General features: G+C 66.2%; 14 protein-coding genes. 12 read left to right on the top strand and 2 right to left on the bottom strand.

The features are described from left to right. Positions 1-10: 10 nt before the first annotated feature. From soxB to QX108_RS32390, 12 genes are all read left to right on the top strand, one after another. The gene (gene soxB, locus QX108_RS32445; protein ID WP_315784185.1) at positions 11-1705 is read left to right on the top strand and encodes a thiosulfohydrolase SoxB; all 1695 of its coding nucleotides are present in this window, start codon (positions 11-13) and stop codon (positions 1703-1705) included. A gap of 5 nt (positions 1706-1710) precedes the next feature. Beyond that, entirely contained in the window at positions 1711-2994 is a 1284-nt protein-coding gene (gene soxC / locus QX108_RS32440) for a sulfite dehydrogenase (RefSeq protein ID WP_315784187.1), read from the top strand. Continuing rightward, positions 2933-3724: a cytochrome c gene (locus QX108_RS32435; RefSeq protein WP_315784189.1), complete on the top strand. Its 792-nt coding sequence runs from the start codon at positions 2933-2935 to the stop codon at positions 3722-3724. Before soxC ends, QX108_RS32435 begins: the two co-directional genes overlap by 62 nt. 26 nt (positions 3725-3750) lie before the next feature. Next, positions 3751-4185 carry a hypothetical protein gene (locus QX108_RS32430; RefSeq protein ID WP_315726415.1) on the top strand — a complete coding sequence of 145 codons (435 nt, stop codon included), beginning with the start codon at positions 3751-3753 and terminating at the stop codon, positions 4183-4185. Between the two features lie 11 nt (positions 4186-4196). Then, complete coding sequence (locus tag QX108_RS32425) at positions 4197-5099, top strand: alpha/beta hydrolase (protein ID WP_315784191.1); 903 nt, start codon at positions 4197-4199, stop codon at positions 5097-5099. Between the two features lie 9 nt (positions 5100-5108). Continuing rightward, entirely contained in the window at positions 5109-5549 is a 441-nt protein-coding gene (locus tag QX108_RS32420) for a DsrE family protein (RefSeq protein ID WP_315784193.1), read from the top strand. Positions 5550-5616: 67 nt separating this feature from the next. After that, positions 5617-6717: a YeeE/YedE family protein gene (locus tag QX108_RS32415; RefSeq protein ID WP_315784195.1), complete on the top strand. Its 1101-nt coding sequence runs from the start codon at positions 5617-5619 to the stop codon at positions 6715-6717. Positions 6718-7006: 289 nt separating this feature from the next. Beyond that, positions 7007-8695, top strand: a complete 1689-nt coding sequence (locus tag QX108_RS32410) for a methyl-accepting chemotaxis protein (RefSeq protein WP_315799636.1) — start codon at positions 7007-7009, stop codon at positions 8693-8695. A gap of 451 nt (positions 8696-9146) precedes the next feature. Next, the gene (locus QX108_RS32405) at positions 9147-9689 is read left to right on the top strand and encodes a YeeE/YedE thiosulfate transporter family protein (RefSeq protein WP_315784580.1); all 543 of its coding nucleotides are present in this window, start codon (positions 9147-9149) and stop codon (positions 9687-9689) included. A gap of 14 nt (positions 9690-9703) precedes the next feature. After that, complete coding sequence (locus tag QX108_RS32400; protein WP_172113115.1) at positions 9704-10261, top strand: YeeE/YedE thiosulfate transporter family protein; 558 nt, start codon at positions 9704-9706, stop codon at positions 10259-10261. Positions 10262-10307: 46 nt separating this feature from the next. Then, positions 10308-10649 (top strand): rhodanese-like domain-containing protein, encoded by a 342-nt coding sequence (locus tag QX108_RS32395; protein WP_315721982.1) that lies wholly within the window; start codon positions 10308-10310, stop codon positions 10647-10649. A gap of 243 nt (positions 10650-10892) precedes the next feature. Continuing rightward, positions 10893-12860, top strand: coding sequence for a methyl-accepting chemotaxis protein (locus tag QX108_RS32390; protein WP_315784198.1), 1968 nt, complete (start codon positions 10893-10895; stop codon positions 12858-12860). Positions 12861-12875: 15 nt separating this feature from the next. Here QX108_RS32390 and QX108_RS32385 read toward each other — a convergent pair whose 3' ends face one another. Together QX108_RS32385 and QX108_RS32380 are read right to left on the bottom strand one after the other, a co-directional pair. Then, positions 12876-13517, bottom strand: coding sequence for a DsbA family protein (locus QX108_RS32385; RefSeq protein WP_315784200.1), 642 nt, complete (start codon positions 13515-13517; stop codon positions 12876-12878). Then, complete coding sequence (locus tag QX108_RS32380) at positions 13514-15619, bottom strand: protein-disulfide reductase DsbD family protein (protein WP_315784202.1); 2106 nt, start codon at positions 15617-15619, stop codon at positions 13514-13516. The genes QX108_RS32385 and QX108_RS32380 overlap by 4 nt, the downstream gene beginning before the upstream one ends. Positions 15620-15640: the final 21 nt, after the last annotated feature.

Genomic DNA, 15640 nt, shown 5'->3' with positions numbered 1-15640 from the left:
AAGACACATCATGATATCGCGTCGCGAATTCGTTCAGGTCGCATTGGCGGCGGCTGCCTTGACGGGCGGCTCCGGGCTCGCAGGTACGACCCGCGCCTTTGCCCAGCAGAAGCTGACCGAGAAGGAGCTGCTGGCGTTCGATCCGGTTGGCAACGTCACGCTCGTGCATGTGACCGACATCCACGGCCAGCTGATGCCGCTGTATTTCCGCGAGCCGTCGACCAATCTCGGCGTCGGCGACGCCAAGGGCCAGCCGCCTCACGTCACCGGCAAGGATTTCCTCACCCGCTTCGGCATCGCGCCGGGCTCGTCGTCGGCCTATGCGCTGACCTCGGACGATTTCGAGGCGCTCGCCAAGACCTACGGGCGTATCGGCGGGCTCGACCGCGCGGCGACCGTCATCAAGGCGATCCGCGCCGAGCGCGGCGACAAGGTCGTGCTGCTCGACGGCGGTGACACCTGGCAGGGATCATGGTCGTCGCTGAAGACCCGCGGCCAGGACATGATCGACTGCATGGCGCTGCTGAAGCCCGATGCGATGACCGGGCATTGGGAGTTCACCTACGGCACCGAGCGCGTCAAGCAGGCGGTGGATGCGCTCGGCTTCCCCTTCCTTGGCCTCAACATCCGCGACACCGAGTGGAACGAGCCGGCGTTCGAGGCCTCGACCATGATCGAGCGCGGCGGCGTCAAGATCGCGGTGCTCGGCCAGGCCTTTCCGTATACGCCGGTCGCCAATCCGCGCTGGATGATTCCGAACTGGTCGTTCGGCGTGCGCGAGGAGGACGTCCAGACTCAGGTCGACAAGGCGCGCAAGGACGGCGCCGGCCTCGTCGTGCTGCTATCGCATAACGGCTTCGACGTCGACCGCAAGCTGGCCAGCCGCGTCAAGGGGCTCGATGTGATCCTGACCGGCCACACCCATGATGCGCTGCCCGAAGCGGTCAAGGTCGGCAAGACGCTGCTGATCGCGTCGGGCTCTTCCGGCAAGTTCGTCTCGCGGCTCGATCTCGACGTTGGGGATGGCGAGGTGAAGGGCTATCGCTACAAGCTGATCCCGCTGTTCTCCGACGTGATCACGCCGGATCCGGCGATGGCGGCCAAGATCGCCGAGGTGCGCAAGCCGTTCGCCGCCGAGCTCGCCCGTCCGCTGGGACGCACCGAGACGCTGCTGTATCGCCGCGGCAATTTCAACGGCACGTTCGACGACCTGATCTGCCAGGCGCTGCTGCAGGAGCGCGATGCGGAGATCGCGCTGTCGCCGGGCTTCCGCTGGGGCACCAGCGTGATGCCGGGCCAGGACATCACCTTCGAGGACGTCACCAACGCCACCGCGATCACCTATCCTGCTGTCTACCGCATGGGCATGACCGGCACGCGCCTGAAGGAAATCATCGAGGACGTTGCCGACAACCTGTTCAATGTCGACCCCTATTATCAGCAGGGCGGTGACATGGTCCGCATCGGCGGCATGTCCTACGCGATCGATGTCAACAAGCCGCAGGGGCAGCGCATCTCCGACATGCGCCTGATCAAGACCGGCGCCGCGATCGATCCGTCGCGCGAGTACCAGGTGGCGGGCTGGGCCAGCGTCAACGAGGGCACGCAGGGTCCGCCGATCTGGGAGGTCGTGTCGAGCTATCTGCAGCGCCAGAAAACCGTGCGTCTCGAGCCCAACCGGGCCGTCAAAGTCTCCGGAGTGTGACGACGATGTCCAAGGACAAATCACTTTCCTCAGTCCCGCGCGCGTCGCGCCGCGGCTTCCTGACCGCCGCTGGTGGCCTCGCGGCCACCGCGCTGGCCTCGCAGGCCCGAGCCGGCGCTGGCAATCCCGCCAACCAGCCGCCGAACGTGCCGGAATGGACGCGCACCCTCGGCGAGGGCGTGGCCGTGCGCCCCTACGGCAAGCCGTCCAAGTTCGAGAAGGACGTCGTCCGCCGCGACGTCGAATGGCTGACGGCCTCGCGCGAATCCTCGGTCAGCTTCACGCCGCTGCACGAGCTCGAAGGCATCATCACGCCGAACGGGTTGTGCTTCGAGCGCCATCATGGCGGCGTCGCCGAGGTCGATCCGGCCGATCACCGGCTGATGATCCACGGCCTGGTGGAGCGGCCGCTGCTGCTGTCGCTCGACGAGCTCAAGCGCTACCCGCGCGTCAACCGCATCCACTTCATGGAATGCGCCGCCAACTCCGGCATGGAATGGCGCGGCGCCCAGCTCAACGGCTGCCAGTTCACGCATGGCATGATCCACTGCGTGCAATACACCGGCGTCTCGCTGCGCACGCTGCTGGAAGAGACGGGCGTCAAGCCCAGCGGCAAATGGCTGCTGGTCGAGGGCGCGGACTCCGCGTCGATGGATCGCAGCCTGCCGATCGAGAAGGCGCTCGACGACTGCATCATCGCCTACAAGATGAACGGCGAGGCGCTCTATCCCGAGCAGGGCTACCCGATACGTCTGGTCGTGCCGGGCTGGCAGGGCAATCTCTGGGTCAAGTGGCTGCGCCGTATCGAGGTCGGCGACCAGCCCTGGCACACCCGCGAGGAGACGTCGAAGTACACGGACCTGCTGCCGAACGGCAAGGCGCGGCGCTTCACCTGGTCGATGGATGCGAAGTCGGTGATCACGAGTCCGAGCCCGCAGGCGCCGATCAAGCACGGCAAGGGCTTTACGATCGTCTCGGGCCTGGCATGGTCGGGCAACGGCAAAGTCAAGCGCGTGGACGTGTCGCTCGATGGCGGCCGCAACTGGTGGCCGGCGCGGATCGACGGCCCGGTGCTGGATAAGGCGCTGACGCGCTTCTACTACGAGTTCGACTGGAACGGGGAGCCGTTGCTGCTGCAGTCGCGCGTGCAGGACGAGACCGGCTACGTCCAGCCTTCGAAGGCCGAGTTGCGCAAGGTCCGCGGCTACAACTCCATCTACCACAACAATGGCATCCAGACCTGGCACGTGCAGGCAAATGGTGAGGTGGAGAATGTCGAGGTCGCCTAAGCTGATCATTGCAGTCGCGCTCGCCACCATTGCGGGCTCGGTCGCGCTCGCCGGTGGCCCGACCGAGAAGATCGCGGCCAAGACCGAGGCAAAGTCCGAGGCAAAGACCGTCGCGAAGACTGAAACCAATGCGCCGCAGCGCTTCAATATCGGTCGCGCGCCGACGGTCGAGGAAATCCGCGGCTGGGACATCGACGTGCGGCCGGACGGACAGGGTTTGCCGGCCGGCAAGGGCACCGTTGCCCAGGGCGAGAAGCTGTTCATGGACAATTGCGCCAGCTGTCACGGCGAGTTCGGCGAGGGCGCCGGCCGCTGGCCGGTGCTCGCCGGCGGCAAGGGCTCGCTGACCTCGGACAATCCGGTCAAGACGGTCGGCTCCTACTGGCCCTACGCCTCGACGCTGTTCGATTACGTCCGCCACGCGATGCCGTTCGGCAGCCCGCAGTCGCTGAAGGTCGACGAGTACTACGCGCTGGTCGCCTATGTGCTCTATCTGAACGACGTCATCACCGATCAGAACTTCGAGCTGACCGACAAGAATCTCGCCACCATTAAGATGCCGAACGAAGGCGGGTTCATCATGGACGATCGGGCTGCCAGCGAGAAGGCGTTCTGGCAGAAGGAGCCGTGCATGACGAACTGCATCGCGCCGGTCAAGATCACCGGACGTGCGACCGCTGTCGACGTGACGCCTGAGGACAAGGACGGCAAGCCGCGGGGCGTCGAGTGACGATGGTCGGATGCAGCCGCCGCCAGATGCTGTTGGCGGCCGCATCCGTCGCGCTCGCCGCGAGCGGGGCCGCTTCGATTGCCGCCGCGGCAGAGCCGCATCGGCTCGCGCTGCAGATCAGCGATGAGGATCCGGCCAAGATGCGCGCGGTGCTCGACGTCGCCGCCAATGTCTCTCGGCACTATTCGGGCGAGGGCGACGAGGTCGAGATCGTGGTGGTGGCGTTCAATGGCGGCCTCGACATGTTGCTGGCCGACCGCTCGCCGGTGAAGGAGCGGGTGCTCGGCTTCGCCAAGTCGATGCCCAATGTGAGCTTCATCGCCTGCGGCAACACGTTGGAGACGCTCGCGAGCAAGGAGGGCCGGCAGCCGTCGCTGCTCGCCGGCGTCACGGTGGTCAAGACCGGGGTCGCGACCCTGCTGGAGCTGTCGGAGAAGAACTGGACGATTGTGCGTCCGTGAAGGAATCTGCGATGCGGTGGTGGCTCGCTCTTGTCGTCTGTCTCTCTGCCTCGGTCGCGCTGGCCGCGGAGGAGCCGCGCGAACTCGTGATCGGCGGCCGCACGGCGCTCGGCACGCTCAGGCTGCCGGCGCGGTCGGCGCCTGATGTGCCGCTGGTGCTGATGACGCACGGCACGCTCGCCCACAAGGACATGGAAACCATCCAGGGCCTGTCGAAGGCGCTGGCGGAGCGTGGCATCGCCTCGCTCGCGCACAACCTCGTGCTCGGGCTGGATCGCCGCACCGGCATGTACGATTGTGCGAAGCCGCATGACTACGCGCCGGATGATGCGATCGAAGAGATCGCTGCCTGGCTCGCCGAGGCGCGCCAGACCTCGTCGCGCATTTTCGTGCTCGGGCATTCGCGCGGCGCCAATCAGCTCGCACGCTATCTGATCGCCAATCCGAAAGCCGCCATTGAGGGCGCGATCCTGCTGGCGCCTGCCACTGTGGGCATCGAGTCCAGTCTGAAGGCCGCCTATGCGGAGCGTTATGGCCAGCCTCTGGCGCCGCTGCTCGACAAGGCTGAAGCTGCTGTGTCTTCGGGGCGTGGCGGCGAGTGGATGTCGGTACCGGGTTTCATCTATTGCCGCGACGCCAAGGTGACCGCGCGCGCCTTCGCTGCGTTCTACCACGCCGACCGGCGCCAGGACACGGCGGCGCTGATCGCGGACGTCAGAGTGCCGGTCCTGGTGCTAGCGGCCGCGGAAGACAAGACCGTCCCGGACGTGGCCGCATCGTTCGCGCCGCTGGCCGCGCGTGCCGGCAGTCGTGTCCGGCTGGAGACGATCGATGATGCCGATCACTTCTTTCGCGATCTCGCCGCCGAGGATGCCGCGGATCGCATCGCAGGATTCATCGCAGCCGCGCGTTAGGAGTAGCCCATGGAACGACGATCTTTGATGCAAGCCGGTCTTGCCGGCCTGTTCGGAATGATAGGTGTCGGCAGTGCTCAGGCCGCGACCGAGTCTCCGCGCCAGCGCGTCGCCTATCATCTCGCCGATCAGGACCGCGCGCTGTTCGTTCTGGGCAACCTCCAGAACCACGTCGATGGCACCGGCGGGCCGGGGCGCGCCGACATCCGGCTGGTGATCCACGGACCGGGTCTGCGCGCCTTTCACGCGATCTCGGCCGACCAGACCATATCGGCTCTGGCTGAGCGGCTGATGAAGGCTGGCGTCGGCTTCGAGGCCTGTGCCAACACCATGAAGGCGCAGGGGGTGAAGCTCGACGATCTCCTGCCCGGCTTTGCAGTGGCGGAGAAGGGCGGGGTGGTGCGCCTCACCGAGCTGCAGCAGAGCGGCTATGCCTATCTGCGCCCGTGACGGGCGCGTGCGTTCTTGCCGATGCCGCCGGTGCGTTGAGCGGCGGACCTGAACCACGAGAGCGCCCGTGCTCACCGCATTGATCGACCTTCTGGGTGAGGAGCTGGTGTCGCTGCTGGGCGGGCTCGCGGTCGGCGGCGCGTTCGGCTTCTTCGCCCAGCGCAGCCGCTTCTGTCTGCGCGCAGCTACCGTCGAGTTCGCGCGCGGGCAGGGCGGTCCGCGGCTGGCGGTGTGGCTCCTCACCTTCGCTTCGGCGCTGCTTGGCACCCAGGCGCTGGTGGCGATGGGCCTGCTCGACGTCTCGGAAGCGCGCCAACTGGCGCAGCAGGGCAGCATCTCCGGCGCGATGATCGGCGGCATCCTGTTCGGCTGCGGCATGATCCTGGCGCGCGGCTGTGCCAGCCGGCTTCTGGTGCTCTCCGCCAACGGCAATCTGCGGGCGCTGCTCTCAGGCTTGATCTTCGCGGTGACGGCGCAGTCCGCCTATCACGGCCTGCTCTCCCCGTTACGTGAGTGGCTCACCAATCTCTGGCTCGTCGATGGCGGACCGTCGCGCGACATCATGAGCGTGTTCGGCGGCGGCACGCCGGAGAAGCTCGGCTTCGGCATGCTCTGGTTCCTGGCCGGTCTCGCCGCGGTGTCGAAGTTTCAGGTCGGTGCCAAGATCCTGCGCTCGGCCGTTGGCGCGGGCGTCGCAGTCGCCGCCGGCTGGCTGCTGACTTATCAGCTCGGGCAGGCCTCGTTCGCGCCGGTGCCGCTGAAAAGTCTGACCTTCAGCGGCCCTTCCGCCGAGCTCCTGATGCAGGTGCTCGCCAGCCCGCAGCTGAAGCCGGGTTTCGACCTCGGCATCATCCCGGGCGTGTTTATCGGTTCGTTCATCGCCGCCGCGCTGGCGGGCGAGCTCAACCTCGAAGGCTTCTCGGACGGCCGGGGCATGCGACGTTATCTGATCGGCGCCGTTCTCATGGGATTTGGAGCGATGCTGGCCGGCGGCTGCGCCGTCGGAGCCGGCGTGACCGGGGCATCGGTGTTCGCGCTGACGGCCTGGATCGTGCTCGGCGGCATGTGGCTGGGCGCGGGCGTGACCGATCTCGTCGTCGACCGCTGGCTGTTCGCGGCCAAGCCAGTGCAGAGTCCGGCTCAGTCGCCCTCCGTCATGCCTTCGTGAGGCATCGTCCGGAAGCGAGACTGCTTCTGCCAGGCGGCGTCGGGAATGCTGCGTCCGAAGACCCCGTCTTTGCGTCGTTTACGCAGGAGCGTACATCGCATCGTCCGCGGCTCGCCCCGAGCAGTGCATGCCGATCAACTATCAACGGGACAATGACGTTGATAGGTCGCAGTCCGGAGATCCTCGCCGTTAACCAAATTTGCGAAGGTCGGGTGTTACCGTCGCGAGGCGGACGGCGCAATTGTGCGGCGGACCGATACGAAGCGCCGGACGACGAAAGGCACGCGAGATGTCGCAACTCTCCATTCGAGCAAAAATGGCGGCCGTCATTGCGCTGCTGTTGGTGGCGATGACCATCGTCGGATTGCTGGCCGTCCGCGGCATGCAGACGATCAACACGCATACCGAACAGATCGCCAAGAACTGGCTGCCGAGCGTGCGTGTGCTCGGCGAGCTGCGTTCCGCGATCAACCTCAATCGGGCCCAGCTCCGGGCCTACATGACGGCTGACACGACTGAGGAGAGGGACAATCTCGACCGCAACATGAAGGCAACCCTCGCCGTGATCGCGACGGCGCGCCGCTCCTATGAGGCGATGATCTCGTCGGCCGAGGAGCGCAGCCTGTTCGAGAGCTGGTCGCGGGGCTGGGAGCAATATGTCAAGACTGCCGATGGCGTGCTCGAGGTGCTGCGCGCAGGGAACGGCAACGCGACCAAGCAGGCGAGCGACCTGTTCAACAAGACGGTCCGGAGCGTCGCCAATCAGTCGGACGAGTATCTTCGAAAGCTGATTGACCTCAACAATCGTGGCGCCGACGCCGAGACGAAGATCGCCGCGGATGGATATGCCGAGGCGTTTGCATTGATGTCGGCTGTCATCGTCCTTGCCGTTCTCGCCGGCATCGGGATCGGAAGCTGGTTCATTCGCGACATTTCCCGGTGCATCGCTTCGATCATCAGGCCCATGCAGGCGCTCGGCGAGGGCAACCTGACGACGGAGATTCCCTATCGCGGCCAAAAGACGGAAGTGGGCATGATGGCCGACGCGCTGGAGGTCTTCAAGACCGCCTTGATTGCGAAGAAGCGGGCCGACGATATCGCTTCGAAAGAGGCAGAGGTGAAACTGGAGCGCAGCCGAAGACTCGACGAGATCACCGGCCGCTTCGAGGCTGTGGTCGGTGAGATCGTCGAAACCGTCTCCACGGCATCGAGCGCGTTGGAAGGTCACGCCGGTGGGCTCACCCATACGGCGGGCCGCGCACAGGACCTGGCCACGTCCGTCACCGCGGCCAGCGAGGAAGCCTGCACCAATGTGCAGTCGGTGGCATCTGCGACCGAGGAGCTGTCCGCATCCGTCAACGAGATCAGCAGGCAAGTCCAGGATTCGGCCCGGATGGCCAATGAGGCGGTTGCGCAGGCTCGCAAGACCAATGAGCAGGTCAGCGAGCTCTCGAAGTCTGCTGCCCGTATTGGCGACGTCGTCGAACTCATCAATACGATTGCTGGACAGACCAATCTGCTCGCGCTGAATGCGACGATCGAGGCCGCGCGCGCTGGGGAAGCCGGCCGCGGATTTGCGGTGGTCGCATCCGAGGTCAAGGCGCTGGCCGAGCAGACGGCGAGGGCCACGGGCGAGATCGGCCAGCAGATATCCGGCATCCAGTCCGCGACCCAGCAGTCCGTCGGTGCGATCCGCGACATCAGCATCACGATCGAGAAATTGCAGGAGATCTCGTCCACGATCGCGTCCGCCGTGGAGCAGCAGGGTGCTGCCACGCAGGAGATATCGCGTAACGTCCAGCACGCGGCTTCAGGAACGCAGCAGGTCTCAGCCAACGTTGCAGATGTGCAGCGCGGCGCCGTGGATACCGGAACCGCCGCTTCCCAGGTGCTGTCCGCCGCGAAATCGCTGGCCGACGACAGTGCCAGACTGAGCATGGAAGTGAAGAGGTTCATCGCCGGAGTGAGAGCTGCCTAGGACGACTCGCAGCGACTGCGCGGCGCAGATCGGATCTCGCCGCCATTCGCGGTCCTGCGTCCGGAGACTGCCGGACAGGTGCGCAGGTCCGTTCACCACTCACCGGCCATCGCTTCTGCGCTGGCCGGTGAGCCCATTTACGATGACGTCTCGCGTGGCCGCGGCAGGCTGCGCGACCGGGGCGCGCGGGACGATGGGCTTGCGAGATGCGCCGACGTGAACAGAGCGTGGGCCGTGGTGGATCATGCTCCGCCGCGACTCGCTCCGGGGCTACGGTCACCGAATTCGCCAATGCCGCCTTTTCGTTGCAGTCAGGCCGCCGCAGAGCCCGCCGTTTCATGTCTCGGCACGGCCCGAATAATAATTGCGGAAATTCGAATATATGCATATAATTGGGTAAGTCGTTCGCGGCGCAGGGCCGCGTCAGCAGGGAGGACCCGTCGTGGCAATGATGAATGACGTCATGGTCAAGGATCTGGGCAAGTCCGGTCGCATTGACTGGTCGCCTTATCTGGTCGGCGCCGGCATCGGCATCCTCAGCTGGGTGGCGTTTGCCGGGTTCGGCGACCCGCTCGGCGTGACGACCGCGTTTTCGCGCATCGCGTCGCTGTTCGCCGCGCCGGTGATCGGATCCGAGGCCGTCGCCGCCAACAGCTACTGGAAATCGATGCCACTGAAATGGGACTATGGCGTCTGGTTCCTAATCGGCATTCCGCTTGGCGCGTTCCTGTCGGCGGTCATCTCGGGGACGTGGCGCCTCGAACTGGTGCCGGAGGTCTGGAAGGAGCGCTTTGGTCCGTCGGTGCTCAAGCGCTTCGTCGCCGCGTTTCTCGGCGGCATCGTCATCATGTATGGCGCGCGGCTGGCCGGCGGCTGCACCAGCGGGCACGGCATTTCCGGCGGGCTGCAACTGGCGCTGTCGAGCTGGCTGTTCCTCGCGGTGATGTTCGCGACCGGCCTGATCGTGTCGCGCCTGATGTTCCGGAAGACTTGAGAGGGAGAAAGGTCATGACGTCATTGATGAGCATCGCCGGACCGATCCTGATGGGCGCCGTGTTCGGCTATCTGCTGCAGCAAGGCAAGGTCACGAGCTGCAACGTGATCGAGAACCAGTTCCGGCTGCGCGACTTCACCGTCCTGAAGGTGATGGGCACCGCGATCGTGGTCGGGGGCATCGGTGTGCTGCTGCTGGTCGATACCGGAAATACCAAATACTACGTCAAGGACGCCAACATGCTGGCGGTGGCGCTCGGCGCAGCACTGTTCGGCATCGGCATGGTCGTCTACGGCTACTGCCCGGGCACCGCGCTCGGCGCCATCGCCAGCGGTAGCGTGCATGCCGCCGTCGGCGCGTTCGGCATGATTGCCGGCGCGATCCTCTATGCGCTGAGCTTCGACTGGGTGAAGGCCCACATCCTCAATGTCTGGTCGCTCGGCAAGGTGCGGCTGCCCGACATCACCGGCGTGCCGGATGGCGTCTGGTTTGCCGCGCTCGCGATCGGTGCAGGGGCGTTCTTCTTCTGGGTCGAAGCATCCGAGGCCAAGGCGAAGCGGGCGCAGGGCTAGGCATTCATTCGACCGCCCTATCGTCAACAGTTGAGAGGTTCTTCCAATGCTTGCAGGATTGTTCAACAAGCTGACCGGATCGACCAGCGTGCCGGCCATCGAGCATGACGAACTGGTACGCGCGCATCAGCAGCGTAGCTGCGTGATCGTCGACGTCCGGGAGCCGCACGAGTTCAAGAGCGGCCACATTCCGGGCGCCGTCAATCATCCGCTGTCGCGCTTCGACCCGGACAACCTCGTGCACGACAAGCCGGTGGTCCTGATTTGCCAGGCCGGTGGTCGTTCGGCGACCGCGCTGCGGCGGGCGCTGTCGGCAGGACGGCAGGACATCCGCCACTATGCTGGCGGCATGAGCCGCTGGCGTGCGCATGGCGGTCCCGTCGCCTAGGCTCTGTCCAATCTGTCGGACACTCGGCTCCGTCAGGCGCCGAGTGTCGTTCTTTTCAAGTTGAATCGACGGGTAGGTGCAACTAAAAGAAGTTGCGACGCGAGAACGGAGCAGGGGCGGGAGTGTCGACGGTCGCCTCGCTGCCCATCTGGTCCTGTTAGTTAGAAATATTGGCTGACTTATTCAGGATTAATTAGTTGCAGCGCTGCAATACTCGAGCACCGGTCAGAGCTCGAGGATTGCATGTTGAAGTTTGTGGGCTTGAGAAGCAGGATCACCTTTTCTCTGGTGATCGGCGCCGCTGTGACGGCCTTGTTCGTGCTGCTGGTCGCCATGTGGATCATCGGCGGCATTATCGACCGGGCCAATGAGCGCGAGCTCCACGCCCAATATGATGCGTTCAATTCGCGTTTGCAGCTGGAGTCGACCCGCGCGGAGGCCATGAGCGCGGTGGTCGCCAAGATTCCCGCCGTCCAGGATGCCATGGCGCAGAACGACCGGGACGCCTTGATGCGGCTGTTTGGCGCGGGCATGGCGAGCCTGAAGTCCGATTATGGCGTCGACCAGTTTCAGTTTCATACCCCGCCGGCGATGTCGTTCCTCCGCGTGCACCAGCCGGCCAAGTTCGGCGACGATCTGTCGAGCTTCCGCAAGACGGTGGTGGCCGCCAACACCGATCGCAAGCCGATCGTCGGGCTCGAGGGTGGCGTTGCCGGCCTCGGGCTCCGCGGCGTGGTGCCGATCGTCTCTGCCGGCAAGCATCTCGGTTCGGTCGAGTTCGGCCTGACCTTCGGACAAGGCTTCTTCGACGAATTCAAGCGCAGTCGCAATGTTGATGTCGCGTTCCGCCTGGCCGGCGATGCGGCCTTCAAGCTGTTTGCGACGACGATCGGGGAGACGTCCTTCTTCGCGAACGGCGACTATCGGCAGGCCACTTCCGGCAGCTTCCTGTCGCGCCAGGGGGAGCTCAAGGGCGTGCCCGTTGTCGCACTGCTGGGTCCGATCAAGGACTTCTCCGGCAAGCCGATCGGCGCGGTCGAGATCGTCATGGACAACAGCGAGTTCATCCAGGCCCGCAATCGCGCCGGCGCCATCATGATCGGAATGACGCTCGCCGGTCTCGTCCTGATCGCCCTCGCGGGCCTGTTGATCGCCCGCGGCATCTCTCGACCCATCGTTCAGATGACGAGCGCCATGCGCGAGCTCGCCGACGGCAACCTGGATGTCCGCGTTCCAGCTGCCCAGCGCGCCGACGAGGTCGGACAGATGGCGCGCGCCGTTTCGGTGTTCAGGGACAACGCCATTCGGATGAGAGATCTGCAGGGGGAGCAGGAGAAAGCGCAGGCCCGTGCCGAGGAGGACCGGCGTCGCGTGATGATGGAGGTGGCCGACCGGTTCGAGGCCAGTGTGCGGGGCGTCGTCGACGCCGTGTCGGCTGCGGCCATCGAGATGGAGGCGACAGCGCGCTCGATGTCGAGCACGATCGACCAGTCGAAGCAGCAGGCCCTGACCGTGTCGCAGGCGTGCGGCTCCGCGTCCGACAACGTGAACACCGTGGCCTCGGCCGCCGAGGAGCTGTCGTCGTCGATGAACGAGATCAGCAAGACTCTCGAGCGCGCGTCGACGGTGGTTCGCAAGGCCGCGGACGAGGGACAGCAGTCCAACGACAAGGTGCAGCGGCTCAACATCGCGGCCAGCAAGATCAGCGAGGTGGTTGCGCTCATCAACCAGATCGCCAGCCAGACCAATCTGCTGGCGCTGAATGCGACCATCGAGGCGGCGCGCGCCGGCGAGTCCGGCAGGGGATTCGCCGTCGTCGCCAGCGAGGTGAAGACGCTGGCAACCCAGACCGCCAGGGCGACCGAGGAGATCGGCGCCCAGATCGCCGCGGTGCAGGCCGAAACCGCGGCCGCCGTTCAGAGCATCGGCCTGATCTGCGCCACGATCCAGGAGGTCGACGAGATCTCGACCATCATCGCCTCATCCGTCGCGCAGCAGGACGCGGCGACCCGCGAGATTGCCGGCAACGTGAACCTCGTCGCCGGCAAGACCCAGGACGTCACGCGCAACATCGCCGGCGTCACGTCGGGCGTCGTGCAGACCGGCCATGCCGCCAACGAGGTGTTGTCGGCGGCCGGTGAACTGGCCCAGCAGTCGACGCGGCTGCGCGGCGAGGTCGACCAGTTCCTGGCTCACATCCGGGCGGCGTGAGTCCGGTAAGCCGGCTCATTTCGTGGACGCCGCCGCCTTCCGCGCATCTGCGATGGCTTGCTTGAAGGCTTGGGCGTTGGGGGCGCCGGGCACGCGGAAGCGGCCGATGATGAAGGCCGGGGTGCCTTGGAAGCCGAGGCCCATGGCCTGCTCGTGGTTGCGGGCAAGCACAGCATCGATCTCGCCGCCTTTGGCGGTGAGATCGGCCTTGGCGCGCGCGAGGTCGATCCCGGCTGCAGAGAGCGCCGCGTCGACCTTGGCCTCGGAGAGCTTTTCGTTGAGCGAGATCAGCGCCTCGTGGGCTTCGGCGAACTTGTCCTGGTACTTCGCCGCCAGCGTCATTCGGGCGGCGTAGATCGAGGGGCCGCCGAAGATCGGCCAGTCCTTGAAGACGAGACGGACATGACCATCGTCGCGCACGACCTTGGCGAGGTCCGGGCTGATCTTGCGGCAATACGGACATTGATAGTCGAAATACTCGACGATCGTGATGTCGCCAGCGGCGTTGCCGAGAACGGGAATGGCGGGATCGCGCAGGATGCGCGCCTCGCTCAGAATGTCGCCGTCGTCGTCCTCGGCGCGGGCCTGGAGCGGCAGCATGGCGGCTGCGAGCAGCAGCAGCGTTGCGAGCGACGCGGCGAATGTTGTCCTGGTCATGTCTTGTGGTTCTCCGGTTGAGGAATGGTCGATGCGGTGTCGATGGCGTCGAGCACGATCTGCGGGGTCAACAGCTCGGGGAGCAGAATGCCGCCGGGAGCGCCGGGGCCGAACACGACGTTGAACGGCAGGCCGTAGCGGCCGAACGATCGGAGATAGCTTGCGATCGTATCGCTGGGGGAGGTCCAGTCCGCCCTGAGGGCGATGACACCCGAGGCGAGCCGCGTGCGCACGGCGGCGCTGTCGAGCACGAGCTTCTCATTGACCTTGCAGGTGAGGCACCAGCTGGCGCCGATGTCGACGAATACGGTGTGGCCGGCCTGGACCCGCGTCGCGACGTCAGCGGGCACCAGCGGCTGCCAGGCGATGCGGGCCGGCTGGCCTGCGGCGTCCGGCTGCGTCACACGCGTCGCGGCGATCAGCGCGAGCCCGATGCTGACGGCGAGACCGGCTCCGGCCAGCGTCTGCCGCAACCGAGCACGACGCGCGGTCATGACGAGCGCAGGCACCAGCAGCGCTGCTGCGACGATCATCGCTGGCGTCGGGCCGCTGATGTCGGCGAGCACGATCAGCAGCCATAGCGCCGTTGCCGCCATCGCCAGCGCTGCAAGGGCACGCAGCTTCAGCATCCAGCGTCCCGGCCGCGGGAACAGCGCGGCGAGACGCGGCGCTGCTGCCAGGCCGAGATACGGTGCCGCCATTCCCAGGCCGAGCGCAGCGAACACCAACAGGATCTGCGGGGCCGCCTGCGACAGCGCGAACGCGACCGCGGTGCCAACGAAGGGGGCCGAGCACGGCGTTGCCAGCAGCGTCATGACGAAGCCGTTGAGCGCGTGACCGGCCATCGTGTTGCGGCCGGAGGCGTTGCCGAGGCGGCCGGCGATCCACCAGGGCAGGTTGATCTCGAACAGGCCGAGCAGGTTGGCGCCGAACGCAGCGAGCACGACGATCATCGCGACCAGGAAGGCGGGCTGTTGGAATTGTAGTCCCCAGCCGACCTGGGCCCCGGCTGCCTTGAGTCCCGAGAGGACGGCGGCGAGGCTCACGAAGGAGGCAACGATGCCGGCGGCCGTCGCCAGGAAGGCTGGACGCGGCGAAGGCGCGTGGGCAGGATCGTGATCGACCAGCGAGACGAGCTTCAGCGACAGCACCGGAAACACGCAGGGCATGAAATTGAGGATGAAGCCGCCGAGCAGGGCCACGCCGAGGATCGCCCAGATCGAGGCCGGCGGCGCTGCCGCGCCCGCCGTCTTTGCGGCAGGTGGTGCGCTCGCAGCTGCATTCACGGGGAGCCCGGCTTCGATCGCACGGTCCCCGTCGACCAGCGTGACCCGCAGCGGATGCGACGGGCTCGCCTGATCGAGCCCTTGCACCGGCACCATGATGCGCACGCCGCCGTCCGCCGTCGGACTTACCTGCGCGCGACCGCCGGACACCGCGTCGTCGCCGTCGAGGAACACGTCGGGCGCGGCCAGCGGCGGCGTCGCCTGCGCTTCGATCAGCAATTGCGGCTTGGGCTGGCGCACGATGCGCAACGCCGTGATCGAAAGGCCGGGTGCGGTCTCGCGAGGGACGCTCTGCCGCCATGCGTCGATCAGCGCCTGATCGTTCGGCCGGTGCGAGGCGGCGGCGATGTCGGCCTCGAGCTTCATTTCCTGCTGGGTGCAGATGGTGGAGCAGACGAACAGGACGGCCTTCAGCGTGAGATGCGCGGGCGCCGTTCCGTCCTGCAGCCGCACCTGCAGCGGGAACAGCACGTGTTCGTCGTAGCCGAACGTGTCGATGTCCTGCTCGCTGAAGCGGCGGGGCGCCGGCCATTCGACGGTGACGTCGGCGACGTTGCGCGAGCCGCTCCAGTCGAACTGCGGTGGCGCGCCGGCCTCGCCCGGTGAGCGCCAATAGGTGTGCCAGCCGGCGCCGAGCCGGACGTCGAGCCCAGCCCACGCGGTGACGGCACCGTCGTCAGCGCGTGCGACCTCGCCGACCAGCAGCCGCGTGTCGAGGTTCGGCTGAGGTCTCGGCTCGGCCGCATCTGCGGCCGTCGCCGCAACATGGAGCGCGCCGAGCAGCAGCGCGAGCCGGCCAAGATGACGAATGAACATGATGATTCTCCCGCGTGCGGA

The sequence above is a fragment of the Bradyrhizobium sp. SZCCHNR1002 genome (genome assembly GCF_032381435.1).
GTDB lineage: Bacteria > Pseudomonadota > Alphaproteobacteria > Rhizobiales > Xanthobacteraceae > Bradyrhizobium > Bradyrhizobium aeschynomenes.
The sequence above is the reverse complement of the archived record's forward strand: the minus strand, read 5'-3'. Positions and strand labels throughout refer to the sequence as shown.

Bases quoted from the DNA above. Each gene is read 5' to 3' on its own strand.
- soxB (WP_315784185.1), top strand. From the start codon at position 11: ATGATATCGCGTCGCGAATTCGTTCAGGTCGCATTGGCGGCGGCTGCC.
- soxC (WP_315784187.1), top strand. From the start codon at position 1,711: ATGTCCAAGGACAAATCACTTTCCTCAGTCCCGCGCGCGTCGCGCCGC.
- QX108_RS32435 (WP_315784189.1), top strand. From the start codon at position 2,933: ATGGCATCCAGACCTGGCACGTGCAGGCAAATGGTGAGGTGGAGAATG.
- QX108_RS32430 (WP_315726415.1), top strand. From the start codon at position 3,751: ATGCTGTTGGCGGCCGCATCCGTCGCGCTCGCCGCGAGCGGGGCCGCT.
- QX108_RS32425 (WP_315784191.1), top strand. From the start codon at position 4,197: ATGCGGTGGTGGCTCGCTCTTGTCGTCTGTCTCTCTGCCTCGGTCGCG.
- QX108_RS32420 (WP_315784193.1), top strand. From the start codon at position 5,109: ATGGAACGACGATCTTTGATGCAAGCCGGTCTTGCCGGCCTGTTCGGA.
- QX108_RS32410 (WP_315799636.1), top strand. From the start codon at position 7,007: ATGTCGCAACTCTCCATTCGAGCAAAAATGGCGGCCGTCATTGCGCTG.
- QX108_RS32405 (WP_315784580.1), top strand. From the start codon at position 9,147: ATGAATGACGTCATGGTCAAGGATCTGGGCAAGTCCGGTCGCATTGAC.
- QX108_RS32400 (WP_172113115.1), top strand. From the start codon at position 9,704: ATGACGTCATTGATGAGCATCGCCGGACCGATCCTGATGGGCGCCGTG.
- QX108_RS32395 (WP_315721982.1), top strand. From the start codon at position 10,308: ATGCTTGCAGGATTGTTCAACAAGCTGACCGGATCGACCAGCGTGCCG.
- QX108_RS32390 (WP_315784198.1), top strand. From the start codon at position 10,893: ATGTTGAAGTTTGTGGGCTTGAGAAGCAGGATCACCTTTTCTCTGGTG.
- QX108_RS32385 (WP_315784200.1), bottom strand. From the start codon at position 13,517: ATGACCAGGACAACATTCGCCGCGTCGCTCGCAACGCTGCTGCTGCTC.
- QX108_RS32380 (WP_315784202.1), bottom strand. From the start codon at position 15,619: ATGTTCATTCGTCATCTTGGCCGGCTCGCGCTGCTGCTCGGCGCGCTC.